Source organism: Pseudomonas sp. MYb193, assembly GCF_002966775.1.
In the GTDB taxonomy this organism is placed as follows: domain Bacteria; phylum Pseudomonadota; class Gammaproteobacteria; order Pseudomonadales; family Pseudomonadaceae; genus Aquipseudomonas; species Aquipseudomonas paracarnis.
In genome coordinates this window covers 1,604,506-1,618,839 of record NZ_CP023269.1, presented here as the reverse complement: position 1 = coordinate 1,618,839, position 14,334 = coordinate 1,604,506, and the positions used below count along the sequence as shown (strand labels likewise).

At 60.2% G+C, this 14,334-nt stretch carries 14 protein-coding genes; 5 read left to right on the top strand and 9 right to left on the bottom strand.

Annotated features, from left to right (window positions below; all coding sequences use genetic code 11):
* Positions 1–18 precede the first annotated feature (18 nt).
* The 5 genes from pcaF to pcaR form a co-directional block, all read right to left on the bottom strand.
* Positions 19–1,221, bottom strand: coding sequence for a 3-oxoadipyl-CoA thiolase (pcaF, locus tag CLM72_RS07550; RefSeq protein ID WP_177430949.1), 1,203 nt, complete (start codon positions 1,219–1,221; stop codon positions 19–21).
* A complete protein-coding gene (locus tag CLM72_RS07545; RefSeq protein ID WP_034125965.1) occupies positions 1,218–1,997 on the bottom strand; it encodes a CoA-transferase subunit beta in 780 nt (259 codons plus the stop codon). Before CLM72_RS07545 ends, pcaF begins: the two co-directional genes overlap by 4 nt.
* Positions 1,997–2,854 carry a CoA transferase subunit A gene (locus tag CLM72_RS07540; RefSeq protein ID WP_105226062.1) on the bottom strand — a complete coding sequence of 286 codons (858 nt, stop codon included), beginning with the start codon at positions 2,852–2,854 and terminating at the stop codon, positions 1,997–1,999. The genes CLM72_RS07545 and CLM72_RS07540 overlap by 1 nt, the downstream gene beginning before the upstream one ends.
* A gap of 798 nt (positions 2,855–3,652) precedes the next feature.
* Positions 3,653–4,993: an MFS transporter gene (locus tag CLM72_RS07525; RefSeq protein WP_034125964.1), complete on the bottom strand. Its 1,341-nt coding sequence runs from the start codon at positions 4,991–4,993 to the stop codon at positions 3,653–3,655.
* A gap of 145 nt (positions 4,994–5,138) precedes the next feature.
* A complete protein-coding gene (gene pcaR, locus CLM72_RS07520) occupies positions 5,139–5,981 on the bottom strand; it encodes a pca regulon transcriptional regulator PcaR (RefSeq protein ID WP_003189296.1) in 843 nt (280 codons plus the stop codon).
* Positions 5,982–6,542: 561 nt separating this feature from the next.
* On the opposite strand from pcaR, the gene CLM72_RS07515 reads away from it, so the two are divergent.
* A complete protein-coding gene (locus CLM72_RS07515) occupies positions 6,543–6,743 on the top strand; it encodes a hypothetical protein (protein ID WP_003189295.1) in 201 nt (66 codons plus the stop codon).
* A 315-nt stretch (positions 6,744–7,058) separates the two neighbouring features.
* The gene (locus CLM72_RS07510; protein ID WP_003189291.1) at positions 7,059–8,534 is read left to right on the top strand and encodes an inorganic phosphate transporter; all 1,476 of its coding nucleotides are present in this window, start codon (positions 7,059–7,061) and stop codon (positions 8,532–8,534) included.
* 285 nt (positions 8,535–8,819) lie between these two features.
* Here the strand turns inward: CLM72_RS07510 and ltrA are convergent, their stop codons facing one another.
* From ltrA to CLM72_RS28910, 3 genes are all read right to left on the bottom strand, one after another.
* Positions 8,820–10,136: a group II intron reverse transcriptase/maturase gene (gene ltrA / locus CLM72_RS07505; protein WP_218275509.1), complete on the bottom strand. Its 1,317-nt coding sequence runs from the start codon at positions 10,134–10,136 to the stop codon at positions 8,820–8,822.
* Between the two features lie 489 nt (positions 10,137–10,625).
* Positions 10,626–10,742: a cytochrome c oxidase subunit CcoM gene (gene ccoM / locus CLM72_RS29440; RefSeq protein ID WP_019817835.1), complete on the bottom strand. Its 117-nt coding sequence runs from the start codon at positions 10,740–10,742 to the stop codon at positions 10,626–10,628.
* A 143-nt stretch (positions 10,743–10,885) separates the two neighbouring features.
* Positions 10,886–11,047 carry a hypothetical protein gene (locus tag CLM72_RS28910; protein ID WP_005785860.1) on the bottom strand — a complete coding sequence of 54 codons (162 nt, stop codon included), beginning with the start codon at positions 11,045–11,047 and terminating at the stop codon, positions 10,886–10,888.
* 133 nt (positions 11,048–11,180) lie between these two features.
* Here CLM72_RS28910 and CLM72_RS07495 point away from each other — a divergent pair, with 133 nt between their 5' ends.
* The 3 genes from CLM72_RS07495 (at position 11,181) to CLM72_RS07485 (ending at position 13,793) form a co-directional block, all read left to right on the top strand.
* Complete coding sequence (locus tag CLM72_RS07495) at positions 11,181–12,053, top strand: LysR substrate-binding domain-containing protein (protein WP_105226060.1); 873 nt, start codon at positions 11,181–11,183, stop codon at positions 12,051–12,053.
* A 91-nt stretch (positions 12,054–12,144) separates the two neighbouring features.
* A complete protein-coding gene (locus CLM72_RS07490) occupies positions 12,145–12,615 on the top strand; it encodes a RidA family protein (protein ID WP_105226059.1) in 471 nt (156 codons plus the stop codon).
* A complete protein-coding gene (locus CLM72_RS07485; protein ID WP_105226058.1) occupies positions 12,612–13,793 on the top strand; it encodes an aminotransferase class V-fold PLP-dependent enzyme in 1,182 nt (393 codons plus the stop codon). Before CLM72_RS07490 ends, CLM72_RS07485 begins: the two co-directional genes overlap by 4 nt.
* Here CLM72_RS07485 and CLM72_RS07480 read toward each other — a convergent pair.
* The gene (locus CLM72_RS07480; RefSeq protein WP_014717286.1) at positions 13,790–14,131 is read right to left on the bottom strand and encodes a hypothetical protein; all 342 of its coding nucleotides are present in this window, start codon (positions 14,129–14,131) and stop codon (positions 13,790–13,792) included. The two genes, CLM72_RS07485 and CLM72_RS07480, sit on opposite strands and share 4 nt — an antisense overlap.
* Positions 14,132–14,334: the final 203 nt, after the last annotated feature.

The window sequence follows — 14,334 nt, the reverse complement described above, 5'->3', positions numbered from 1 at the left end:
GCAATCCTCTTTTATTGATCAGACGCGTTCAATCGCCAGGGCCAAGCCTTGGCCGACGCCCACGCACATGGTCGCCAGACCTTTGCTGCCGCCGGTTTTTTCCAATTGGTGCAGGGCCGTCAGTACCAACCGCGCACCACTCATCCCCAAGGGGTGGCCGAGGGCAATGGCGCCGCCGTTGGGGTTGACCTGGGGCGCATCGTCCGCAATACCCAGCTCGCGCAGCACCGCCAGGCCTTGGCTGGCGAAGGCTTCGTTGAGTTCGATCACATCAAAGTCGGTGACCGCCAACCCCAGGCGCTCCACCAGTTTGCGCACCGCCGGCACCGGGCCGATGCCCATCACGCGCGGGGCGACACCGGCACTGGCCATGCCCAGCACACGGGCGCGGGCGGTGAGGCCGTGTTGCTTGACGGCCTCGGCGCTGGCGAGGATCAGCGCGGCGGCGCCATCGTTGACGCCCGAGGCATTGCCAGCGGTGACGGTCTTGTCCGCGCCGTTGACCGGCTTGAGCTTGGCCAGGGCTTCCAACGTGGTGTCCCGTGGGTGTTCATCGTGTTCCACCAGGGTTTCGCCTTTTTTATGGGCGACCCGCACCGGAACGATTTCCTCGGCAAAGAACCCGGCGGCCTGGGCAGCGGCGGTGCGTTGCTGGCTGCGCAGGGCGAAAGCGTCCTGGTCGGCGCGGGAAACCTGATAGTCATCGGCCACGTTATCGGCGGTCTGCGGCATGGCATCCACGCCGTACTGGGCCTTCATCAGCGGGTTGATAAAGCGCCAGCCAATGGTGGTGTCTTCCAACTTCATGTTGCGCGAGAACGCCGCGTCGGCCTTGCCCATCACAAACGGAGCGCGGGACATCGATTCGACGCCACCGGCAATCGCCAGCTCCATTTCACCACTGGCAATCGCACGAAAAGCGGTGCCGATAGCATCCATGCCCGAGGCGCACAGGCGGTTGAGGGTCACTCCAGGAATACTTTCCGGCAGCCCCGCCAGCAGCAACGCCATGCGTGCCACGTTGCGGTTATCTTCACCTGCCTGGTTGGCGCAGCCGAGGAAGACTTCGTCTACGGCGCTCCAGTCCACCGACGGGTTGCGCTCGATCAGCGCCTTGATCGGCAGCGCCGCCAGGTCGTCGGCACGCACCGTGGACAGGCCACCGCCGAAACGGCCGATAGGTGTGCGAATGGCATCACAGATAAAAACCTCGCGCATCAGGCTTCTCCCGGTGCTTGGCCGTGGGCAGCCGCGGTGCGCGCTTCGAGGTCACGCAGGGCGGTCAGTTCGGTCTCGGTGGGTTCAGCGGTAGTGCTCACCTGGTCGGCAAAGCGAATCGCCCAGCCGGTGGCGGCGATCACTTGCTCGCGGGTCACGCCCGGATGCAGCGCAGTGACCACGAACTCATGGCTGCCCTCTTCCGGCTCCATGATGCACAGGTCGGTAATGATGCCCACCGGGCCGGCGCCGGGCAGGCCCAGACGCTTGCGTGAGTCGCCACCTTCGCCATGACCGACGGAGGTGATGAAATCCAGTTTGTCGACGAACGAACGCGACGACTGTTTCAAGATGATCAGCACGCTCTTGGCCGAACCTGCGATTTCCGGCGCGCCGCCGGCACCCGGCAAACGCACTTTGGGCTGGTGATAATCACCGACCACGGTGGTGTTGATATTGCCGAAACGGTCGACTTGGGCCGCACCGAGAAAGCCGACATCAATGCGCCCGCCCTGCAACCAGTAGCGAAAGATCTCACCGGTGGGCACCACGGTGTCGGCGGTCTCCGCCAACTCGCCATCACCGATGGACAGCGGCAACACGCTGGGCTTGGCCCCAATCGGGCCCGACTCGTAGATCAGCACGACATCCGGCGAAGACGTCAGGCGCGCCAGGTTGGCCGCCTTGGATGGCAGGCCGATGCCAACGAAGCACACCGAGCCGTTCTTGAGGCGGCGTGCGGCGGCGACGGTCATCATTTCATTGGTGGAATAAGCCATTACTTAGCCTCCTGCGCGGCGGCCAGCTTGGCCTGGAATTCACTGAAGTCGGCAGTGCCGTGGATATATTCGTCGATCCAGGCGGTAAAGGTGCCGCGGTCGCGGGCAATCGGGTCCCACGCCTGGTAGAAACGGTTATCCCGCTCGTTGTAGCCGTGCGCGTAGGACGGATGGGCACCACCGGGTACGTGACACACCGCCGTCAGCGCCCAGGTCGGCAGCACGCAGCTGTTCATCGGCGCATTCAGGTCGTCGACGATTTCCTCGACGGTGACGATGCAGCGCTTGGCCGCCAGGGCCGCTTCCTTCTGCACCCCGAGAATGCCCCAGAGCAGCACGTTGCCTTTGCGGTCGGCTTTCTGCGCATGAATCACGGTAATGTCCGGACGCACCGACGGCACCGCCGCCAGCACTTCGCCGGTGAAGGGGCAGGTGACGGTCTTGATCAGCGGGTTGACCTTAGGCAAGTCGGAACCGGCGTAGGCACGCAACACCGCGAACGGCAGGCCGGAGGCACCGGCAACGTAGGCATTGGCCAGGTCGGCGTGGCTGTGTTCTTCGATCTCCAGCGCTTGCGGCCATTGTTTCTCTACCGCGTCGCGCAGCCGATGCAGGGAACCCACGCCCGGGTTGCCGCCCCAGGAAAAAATCAACTTGCGCGCACAGCCGGCACCGATCAACTGGTCGTAGATCAGGTCAGGCGTCATGCGCACCAGCGTCAGGTCTTTCTTGCCCTGACGAATGATTTCATGGCCCGCGGCCGTAGGGATCAGGTGGGTGAAGCCTTCGAGGGCGACGGTATCGCCGTCGTTCACGAAGCACTTGACCGCATCACGCAGGGTGAGGATTTCAGCCATGGGGTTGGGCTCCCGGTGTTGATCGAAAAAGGCGCTGAGGTGGCGCCGAAGTGCTTGAAGATTAAGCCGGGGAAATGGGCCGAACAATCCGATAATCGACTGAGTGTTCGATTATCGAACCGATTGTTGCTTAACTAACCATCATAAGGAACAGGGTCAATGTGGGAGCTGGCTTGCCTGCGATGGCGCGAGTGGATTCAGCACCGCTATCGCAGCATAGGTATCTACACAACTTCGGTACGACGCTAAACCTGTGGCGAGGGAGCTTGCTCCCGCTACGGCCTGGCAGCCGACGCTGATCTAACTGACGCACCGCGATCCAACTGTGGGAGCTGGCTTGCCTGCGAAGACGGCTTGACAGTCAACACAGTTGGACCGTGCACATATCCATTCCTGCGGTAACGGCCACTTAGGGTTCCGCCCTGACGGCGGCTCACTTTCGAAAAGCGCGAAAGTAAGCAAAGCGCTCTTGCCCCACCACTCGGCACCTCGCTTAGGCTCGGTGTGCCCGTAATCCGCCAGTGATTTGGGGGGCCGCCGCCACGCGCCATCCATGGCGCGGGGCGGCTAAACCGGCATCCCTGCCGGTTTACCCCCCAAATTCCTGTCGAATTCCGGCCAGCGTGGTTTAACGGGGCGCCTAAGATCAAAAGCAGATCAAGATCAAGAGCGGCTCGCTTCGCATCGTGGTTACCGTTGAGCTAACAGAGTTATGTAGATACCTATGCTGCGATGGCGCGAGTGGATTCAGCACCGCTATCGCAGGCAAGCCAGCTTCCACAGGGGTAGTGATCGGTTTCAGGTGGCATCGGCATGGCTGACCATGCCCTTGATCACCACCGCTGCCGTGGCCAATGCCGCCGGAATCACCAGTGCTGTAAGCACCTGCTCGAAGTTCCAGCCCAGGCCCAGCAAAGTAGCGCCCATCCACGCCCCCAGGATCGCGCCGAAGCGGCCGATGCCGAGCATCCACGACACCCCGGTGGCACGGCCTTGGGTGGGGTAGAAACGCGCCGCCAGCGACGGCATTGCCGATTGCGCACCGTTGACGCACATCCCGGCGACCAGCACCAGGGTGGCCAACAACGTGATGTTGCCCAGACTCTGCCCTACCGCGTAGGCAAACACCCCGGCCAGCAAATAGAAAGTGCCGATCACTTTGTGCGGGTTGAACCGGTCCATCGCCCAGCCCACGCCCACCGCGCTCAATACCCCACCAAACTGGAACAGCGCGCCGATAAACGCGGCCTGCTCCATGCTCGCGCCGCTGTCACGCATCAAAGTGGGGAGCCAACTGGTCAGCAGGTAAACAATCACCAGGCCCATGAAGTACGTGAGCCACAACAGCAACGTGCCAGCGCTGTAGGTGCCCGAGAAAATCACTGCGAACACATTGCGGGCCTTGACGGTTTTTTGTTCCGGTACGCTGAAGTGAGTGGCCTGGGCAACGATGTTTGGCTCGATGGGGGCAAGGGTCTTGCGTACCTTGTCGGTGCCGCGATTGCGTACCACCAGGTAGCGGGCAGACTCCGGCAGCCACACCAACAGCACCACCGCCAGGATCAACGGCAAGATGCCGCCTATCAGCAACAGGCTGTGCCAGCCGAACGCGGGAATCAGCTTGGCCGAAATAAACCCACCACCGGCCATGCCGAGGTTGAAGCCACAGAACATGCTGGTCACCAACAAGGATTTATGCCGCTCGGGTGTGTATTCAGACAACAAGGTGGTGGCATTCGGCATGCCGGCGCCCAGGCCCAGGCCGGTGAGAAAGCGCAGCACCAGCAACTGGTCGACATTGGTGCTGTAGGCCGACGCCAGGCTGAACGCACCAAACACCAACACCGCGCCGACCAGCACGACTTTGCGGCCAAAGCGGTCGGCCAGAGGGCCGGAACCGAGTGCGCCAAACACCATGCCGATCAACGCGGCGCTCATCACCGGGCCGAGGCTGGCGCGGTCGATGCCCCAGTCCTGGGACAGTGCCGGCGCGATAAAGCCCATGGCGGCTGTATCGAGGCCGTCGAGAAAGACAATCAGGAAACACAGGATCACCACGCGCCACTGATAGCGCGAAAGTGGCTGGGTGTTGATAAAGGACTGTACGTCCAGGGTGGTACCGACAGAAGGCTGATTCATTATTTTTATTCCACACCGATGGCGGGCTGACGACCTGGGGCCGTCATTCTTATTGGGCAGCTCCTCAGAGCGCTGCCGCACATTAATAAGCCAAGGGAAACACCGTCAATCGAGCCAGCCGGGATCTGTGCGGTCACCGAACAGCTTAGGCAAACAGTTGCGCACTCAGCTCACGGCTGGCGCTGAGCATGCTCGGTAGAAAGCGCTGCTCCAACTCACTGCGGCTGACCCGCCCGGCGTGGGTGCTGACATTCAGCGCGGCCAATACCTGGCCGGACGCGTCATACACCGGCACCGCGATGGAGCGCAGGCCCTGCTCCAGTTCCTGGTCGACAATGCACCAGCCCTGCTGACGCACCTGTTGCAGGCATTCGAATAACGCTTGCGGTGTTGTCAGGGTGCGGCTGGTCTTGGTTTGCAGGTCGGCATGGTCGAGATAATCCTGCAGCGAGGCATCGTCGAGGGCGGCCAGCAGAATGCGACCCATGGACGTGCAATACGCAGGCAGGCGCCCGCCCACCGACAGGTCAACCGAGATCAGGCGCTGGGTGGTGGCGGAACGAGCGATATAGAGGATGTCATCGCCTTCCAGGGTAGCCATGTTGCAGGCTTCATGGAGCTGCTCGCTCATGCGGTCCAGGTAAGGCTGTGCCGAAACGGCCAGCGGTGTGGACGACAGATAGGCGTGACCGAGGGTCAGCACCTTGGGCAACAGAGAGTAGGTGCGCCCATCCGTGGTGGCGTAGCCGAGCTTGATCAAGGTGTGCAGGCAACGGCGCACGGCGGCGCGGGGAATTTCGGTGCGGTGACTGATCTGGGCGATGGTCAGGTGACGCTTGCGTTCCTGGAACGCCTGCACCACGGCCAGGCCACGGGCCAGGGACGTCATGAAATCCGGATCACCGGTGAATGCCTGGATGCGCTTGGCCGGTGAAGCCACGATCGGCGGCGCCACTGATGCAAAGGAGTTGCGCAATTGATCGTTCATTTCAACGGGCCTTCTCTTGTTATCACCACGGGAGGGTTGGCGGCTATTACAAGCCGTGCCGGCCGCCCTGCACAAGTCAACGCCGGTAACATTGGGCGATTATCGGACAACCATGCGATTATCGCAATTTTGCCGGCATGGGTGCAGATCCCGCAGATAACGTTCGAGATTTAGCTGATGTCGCCGAAAAGTGTAGGCATTTACCCTTCTATCAGTATGAATACGGATATGAAGATGACGCTGTTCACAAATACGTCGGCGATATGTAACAAAACCCAAGCACGCCGTTGACGCTTTTTAACTTCATGATGATAGTGTTATTCAAATGCGCCGCTATAATGCAACCTGTGCAGAGGTCAGCCCGGTATCACTATCGGGAGGGGAGCTCACCAGGTATTGCAGGCTGCAGGCAACGCCGGTCACAAGTACTCGCTTAAAAGAACGGCCCTCAGGCCCGCATACCAACTTGAACGGTTCTACTGTTCTATTTGGAATCGCCCCGAGCACGACTTTCAGGCATGACACTGCGCAATCAATAACTCAACTCAATTAGGTAATACTGTGACGAAAGATGAACTGCGCGCGGAACTTGAGCGCCAGGAGCAACGTTACAAGGACGTCTACGGCGGGGAAGTCACCACCTACGCCGCGCAACCTGAGCCGGAACGCAAACCATGGCGCAAACGAGCCAGCCTGCTGGATCAGGCATTTGCCCAGGAAATCCAAAAAATCGAGCAGGAACTCAAGACCGAGGAGCCCTGAGCACTTCGGTCGAGTTCAGCGCCTTGCAGTCGCTGCCGGTCAAGCACTGGTTCAGCGGCCGCTGGTCAGTAACCTACAGCCATCCACGAAATTTCATACAAATGTTTCAAGCATGGCATTTTCATGACAAAAGTCCGCCTCCTGCGGCCTGCGCTTTATAAATCAAAGACTTGCCAAAGCCCCGAAAACCTTGGGATACGTGTGTCTTGCCGGTTTTTTTTCCAGGAAGATTGTTACCGATGAGCAGCTAATGCATCGATTACTGATGTTTTCTGGCATAATCGCGCCCCCTTACGACCGGGTCAGAAAACCTTCATGATCGATTTATTCAGCGGACTGGATGCTTGGGTTCTCGTGAGCCTGTTGCTCGCCCTGGCCTTTGTCCTCGCCTTCGAGTTCATCAATGGCTTTCATGACACCGCTAACGCGGTGGCCACAGTCATCTATACCAAAGCCATGCCGCCACACCTGGCCGTGTTCTTCTCCGGGGTGTTCAATTTCCTCGGGGTATTGCTCGGTGGTGTCGGTGTCGCCTACGCCATCGTGCACTTGCTGCCGGTGGAGTTGCTGATCAATGTGAATACCGGCCATGGCTTGGCAATGGTCTTCTCGTTGTTGGCGGCGGCGATCACCTGGAACCTGGGCACCTGGTACTTCGGTATCCCCGCCTCCAGCTCCCACACCCTGATCGGCTCGATCCTCGGTGTCGGCCTGGCCAATGCATTGATCAACGACATCCCCCTGGCTGACGGTGTGAACTGGCAGAAGGCCGTGGATATCGGCGCCTCCCTGGTGTTCTCGCCGATGGCGGGCTTCCTGGTCGCCGCCCTGGTGCTGATCGGCCTGAAGTGGTGGCGCCCGCTGTCTAAGATGCACAAGACCCCCGACCAGCGCCGCAAGCTCGACGACAAGAAGCACCCGCCGTTCTGGAACCGCCTGGTCCTGGTGATTTCGGCCATGGCTGTAAGCTTCGTGCACGGCTCCAACGATGGCCAGAAAGGCATCGGCCTGATCATGCTGGTACTGATTGGTATCGTGCCGGCGCAGTTCGTATTGGACCTGGGCAGCACCACTTACCAGATCGAACGTACCCGCGACGCCACCCTGCACTTGAACCAGTTCTACCAGCGCAACCACGAGACCCTCGGTGAGTTCCTGGCCCTGGGCAAAAGCGTGAAGGATGACCTGCCGGGCAAGTTCCGCTGCAACCCGCAGCAGACCGAACCGACGATCAACGCGCTGCTGGGCACCCTCAAGGGCGTCTCGGACTACCACTCGCTGACGGCCGACCACCGCATCGAAGTGCGTCGCTACCTGCTTTGCCTGGATGACACCGCGAAAAAGGTCGGCAAGCTGCCAGGCCTGGACTCCCGTGAGAAGTCAGACCTCGACAAGCTGCGCAAAGACCTGACCGCCACCACCGAGTACGCCCCGTTCTGGGTGATTCTCGCGGTCGCACTGGCCCTGGGCCTGGGCACCATGGTGGGCTGGAAGCGCGTGGTACTGACCATCGGTGAGAAGATCGGCAAGCAAGGCATGACCTATGCCCAGGGCATGTCAGCGCAAATCACCACGGCCACCATGATCGGCTTTGCCAATATCTTCGCCCTGCCAGTGTCCACCACCCACGTCCTGTCTTCTGGCGTGGCGGGCACCATGGTTGCCAACAAAAGCGGCCTGCAAGGTGGCACCGTCAAGACCATCCTGATGGCCTGGGTATTGACCTTGCCAGCGACCGTAGGCCTCTCGGCCGGTTTGTTCTGGTTGGCGTCCAAGGCTTTGGGCAACTGATAGCCAGCCGGCAATAAAAAAGGTGCGATCCGCGAGGGTCGCACCTTTTTTTATTCAAGTTAATTGATGGCAGAAGGTAAAGATGTGGGAGCTGGCTTGCCTGCGATCGCGGTGGGTCAGCTCATATATTTATCAACTTTTACTGCGCTATCGCAGGCAAGCCAGCTCCCACAAGTGGACTGCGGTGCGCTTTGCCAATCGGCATAGGGGGCGGCCTTCATAGGCCGCTCCCCTGCCACACCACCCGGCATGCGGGTCCGCACCGGGCGGTTCGAGAGATTGAGGTCAGGAGAGGCGTGGAAGTCCCAAGCGATCAAACCACGCGAGATTAAGCACCCAATTCAACGCCCATCGACTGTTATCCCACCAGCGACGGGTGTTGCATGCCACTTTCTGGGCGACTTCTTTACTCGCGCCAAGGGCTACTAGCTCTCGAAACACTGTCGTCCCTCGCTTCCATTGCTTGAGTTGGATCGCCCTAAGTCGATGCCGTATCCATTTGTCCAATTCACGCCAGACACCGGGTGTTTGCGACAACTTGAAGTAGGCTTTCCAACCCAACAAATAGGGACGTAGGAAGTCGATGACTTGCTGCAAGCTGCGGCCACATGAACGACGGGTGAGCTGTCGGATACGTTGTTTGAATTGCTTTTGTGCCTTCTGAGATACCGCGTATTTGACTTCGTCACGAGCAAGCCAAAATTCGTAGCCCAGAAACTTACGGCCAAACGCACTCGCCACCGCGCTCTTGCTCTCGTTGACGATCAAGTGCAGCTTTCCATACAGACGTTTCAGCAACGCCATCACTCGGTGCCCAGCCTTCTTACTGCGAACATACACATTCGCGTCGTCGGCATAACGCACAAAACAATGGCCTCGGCGTTCAAGCTCTCGGTCCACTTCGTCCAGCAGCACATTCGCCAACAGTGGCGACAGCGGGCCGTCTTGCGGCGCCCCACAACGGCTTTTCTCGACCACTCCATTGATCTGCGCTCCCGCATCCAGATAAGCCCGGATCAGCCGTAGAACGGCGCGATCAGCAATCCGTTTGCCGAGGCGATCAATCAGAATGTCGTGATCAACCCGGTCGAAGAACTTCTCCAGATCAACATCCACGACTACTTTTCGGCCTGAAGATACGTAGCGCCGAGCCGTCGAAACAGCATCCTGAGCGCATCGTCCTGGCCGAAAACCGTAGCTGTATTCACTGAAAGTTGGATCAATAAGTGGCTGCAGGACTTGCAACAGCGCTTGCTGTATCAGCCGGTCGGTGACCGTCGGGATACCCAGTTCGCGCTCGCCACCGTCAGGCTTGGGAATTACCACACGCTTTACCGGACTGGGCCGGTAGGCGCCTGAAATGAGCTGTTCACGAACCTCAGGCCATTGGCACAGCAAACGTTCGGCAGTCTGGTCAATGCCCAGACCATCCACACCCGCTGCGCCTTTGTTAGCCTTAACCCGCTTCCAGGCCCGTTTCAGGTTCTCTCTCTCAAGGGCCCGTTCCAGCAGCCCTTGCCCTGCGTTATCGGGTTCATCTTGCGGGCGATTGACCTCGTCGCTGACAGGACTTCTCACGGCTTCACCGCTCGTTATCTCCATCCGCCCCGCGTTTGGCAGGCATCTGACTTCCGGTTTCTCGCATCAACATGGCCTATAACGCTCTCTCTCGTTCGGCCCTTCGTCAAAAAAAAAAAGACTACTACGGCCTCTGCTGACTTCTCGCTCCGGCTTGCGCCGTCGCCCTTTCAGGCGCAAGGCGAGATCTCCCCAGGTAAGAACGCAATCCTTCCCCGCACAACCGCCGGATTTACGCAGCCTGATCCTTGACCACAAGAGCTTCGCGATCTTTTGCTCGCTCGCCCTGATCGGCTTCGCCTTATATCCGATTCTTGTCCATCGGCTCGCGGTTTCGATTCACGCTTCCTCCCCACACTCGGTCACCCTCGTGCAGTTGCGCTTCACTTCGTTCGCTGTGGTCAGCTCACGGCGGGACTTTCACCCACAAGATTGCGCCCATGCTGGGCGCACAAAAAAAGGGCGACCGAAGTCGCCCAAAATGCCTTGCGTGCTCATGTAACCCGGAAAGACTTAAGGTTTTTTACGCTTGTTCGCGTCTTTCCAGATAAAAAATCCAAACCCTACAAAAAACAGCACCATGAGGCTAACAGTCAGCACTCCGGCGAAAACCACATTATCGAAAAACATGACCGGCCTCCTGCACTTGCCCTGTTGCGATAGGGCTAAGTTAATGGAGAAGGCGCAGTGGGAAATTGACCAGGATCAATGTCGCCCACAACGGGGCGTAAAGAAGGGGAATAACTGACCTGCATCAATGGATGCAGGGCGTTTCAACGCTTTTTCGGCTTGTTCTTGGACTTTTTCTTGGGCTTGCCCAAGGGCATGGCTTGTTCAAAGGCTTGGCGCACTTCATTCAAGCGTTTGTCATTGAGGTCGTGCACGCGCTTGGCACGTTCGGCGTTCAGGTCGATCAGCTTGTCGTCATCACTCATGGCTTGGCTTACGTCGTGGCGGAAATGCCTCAATAATGCGGCCTGCCCCGCCCGACGGCAATTAAGCGGGCGACAAAATGCAGGCCATCGACCAAAATCGGCACTTTCTACCCTGCCCAGGAGGCGCATCCAGGTGGCCTTGCACAACGACCTTCCACCGCTGCTGGCCCTGCGCGCCTTCGAGGCCGTGGCGCGGCACTTGAGTTTTATCAAGGCGGCCAACGAGTTGTCGGTGACCCAAAGCGCGCTGAGCCACCAGGTACATAAGCTCGAACACCACCTGGGCAAACCGTTGTTTATCCGGCGCACTCGTGCGATTGACCTGACGTTGGCCGGGCAAGATTACTACGCGCAAATCCGCCCTGCCCTGGACGCCATCGCCGCTGCGACGCGCAACCAACGGGGTGCGCCCAGCGCCAGTGTGTTGCGTATCGGCTTGCTGGCATCCTTTGCCACGTTATGGCTGGCGCCGCGCCTGGCCGAGTTTCTACGGTGCTACCCGCATATCCAGGTGGAGTTGCTGCCCGCCATTCAACTGGCCAACGTCGCCACGGCCGAGGTTGACCTGGCCATCCGCTACGGCAAGGGCGACTGGCCCGAGGTGCGCGCCACACGCCTGATGGCCGAAACCCTGTCACCGGTATGCAGCCCTGGGTTCAAAGCCAGGCAGATCGCCAGTGGCGCGCTGTTGATGGCGACCTCCCACCGCCCTTTCGAGTGGACCGATTGGTCGGCCCATTACCAGGTCAACCTTGATCACCACCCCCGCGTGATGCTGCATGACTACAACATCGTGGTCGAAGCGACCGTGGCCGGCCAGGGGATCGCCATGGGCCGCCATCGCCTGATCGAACGCAGGCTCCAGGACGGCAGCCTGGTAGAGGCCTTTGACTGGCCGCCCTATCACAGCGATATCGGCTATTGGCTGATCGCACCTCAGCGCCCGCTCAGTGAGGCGGCTGAGTGCTTCAGCCAGTGGTTGAAGCAGGTGTGTGCCGACGCGTGAGGTTTTTCGATACGTCGGTTGAGATCTATCCGTTTGTCGCCCCTCGCCACCGCCAACATGCTGGAACCTTCTGACACCAGAGGATTTCACCATGACCGATTCCATCCGCCAGCGCGTACACGCCCTCGGCCTGACACTGCCCACGCCCAGCCAACCCGCTGCCAACTACGTCAATCATGTGATCAGCCAACACCAGCTGTTCATCTCGGGACAAATTCCCATGACCGATGGCAAACCTGCCTACCTTGGCCGGCTGGGCGATTTTCTCAGCGATGAAGATGGCGCCCAAGCGGCGGAATTGGCGGCGCTGGGCCTGCTGGGGCAATTGAGCGACGCGTTGGGCGATGACCTGTCGCGGGTGGTGCGCATCCTGCGCCTGGGCGTGTTCATTGCCAGCAGCGCCGACTTCCAGCGCCAAAGCCTGGTCGCCAATGGCGCTTCGAACCTGCTGGTCAATGCCCTCGGCGACAAGGGCCGGCACGTGCGCACCGCCGTAGGGGTCTGCAGTCTGCCGGCTGGTGTCGCCGTGGAAGTGGACGCCATTTTCGAGCTGCAGCCATGACCCCGCTGCAAGTCCAGCACTTGCGAGAAGCCACGCCCGGTTGCCAGTCCGGCATCGTGCACTTCAACCACGCCGGGGCATCCTTGCCCAGCCAGGCGACGCTCGACGCCATCATCGAACAGCTGCAACGCGAAGCCCGCGACGGCCCGATGGAGGCCGGAGAACAAGGTGACCTGTTAGTGGAAAAGGCCCGCCGCGCCGCCGGCAAACTGCTCAATGCGCCCGCCTCATCGATTGCCTTCGCCAGCAGTGGCTCGACGGCCTGGAGCATGGCCTTCCAGGCGCTGGGGCCATGGCAGCCGGGCGATCGTATTCTAGTGGGGCGCCACGAATGGGGCGGTAACCTGGCGAGCATGGAACTGGCCGTTCAAGCCGGGGCGCGGGTGGACGTCATCCCGTGTGATGCCAGCGGCGCGGCCTGCCCGGTGGCGTTGGAGGCGATGCTGGATGCCAAGGTGAAGCTGATCGACCTCACCTGGCTGCCGGCCAACGGTGGCTTGATCAACCCGGCCCAGGCCATCGGCGATGTGGCCAGGCGGCATACCATTCCCTACTTCATCGACGCGGGCCAAGCCGTCGGCCAGGTGCCGGTGGATGTGCAAGCGTTGCAGTGCGATGTGCTCAAGTCCGCCGGCCGCAAACACCTGCGCGGGCCTCGCGGTACCGCGCTGCTGTATATCAGGCCAGATTTTCTGCCACATCTGAACCCGGCCCAACGCGACGTGTTTTCAGCGCCCTGGACCGCCGAGGGCTTCGACCTGCGCAACGACGCCCGGCGCTTTGAAACCAGCGAAGTCTCTTTCGCCCTGCTGGCCGGCCTGGGCAATGCGTTGCACGAGATCAATCAACTGGGGATTGAGCAAGTATGGCAAAGGGTCTCGAAGACCAGCGCGCGAATCCGCGAAGCACTGCGTCAGATACCGGGAATTACCTTGCATGACTTAGGCAGAACGCATTCAGGCTTGATCGCGTTCAACCTGGCCGGCTGGGACAGCTTTGAACTCAAGCAACGCCTGGCCTGCAAGCGCATCAACATCGGCGCCAATGGCGTGGCCTACACCCCGCTGGATATGCAAGCACGTGGGTTGAACAGCATTGCGCGAATCTCCGTCAGCCCGCTCAACACCCATGACGAGATTGAGTTACTGGTGAAGGCGCTGCGCGAACTGAACGATTAAACCTCGATATCCACCCACAGGCCCTGGCGCGGCGCGTCTTCGATCAGCGGCGCCACGGGCACGGTGTTGTCAGCGTTGAGCAAGTCGCCGGGAATCGGCAAATGCTGCTCCGCGTCGTCGTCGGCTTCGCGCCGGCGTTTCTGCTGCTCCTGCTGGCGACGCTGCTCTTCGCGCAGCAGAAAGGTCGATTGCTCGGCATCGCCTTTTTTCAGGTCGATCGTGCTCTCGTTGGAGCCCGGTTGAACGGGCACCACCGGCGGAATATCCGGTTTCTGGCGTGCCGGGTCGAGTTGCGACGTGACCGGCACAACACTGACGGGCAGCATGGGTGGCAGCATGATAATTATTCTCCTGATCAACAGGCTGTCGGCGGGTGGCAGGGCGACTTGAGCACCCGCGTGCCAAGCTGTGACTCAGTCGACACTCTCAAGTGCCCGCCACCCGTCGATTCAATTTCCGCCTGCCCGTACAAACAGCGTAGTTTTTGTCAGAGTTCTTGGGCGCCGGGCCGTGTTCCGTTAACATAGTCGGCTTTTTCACG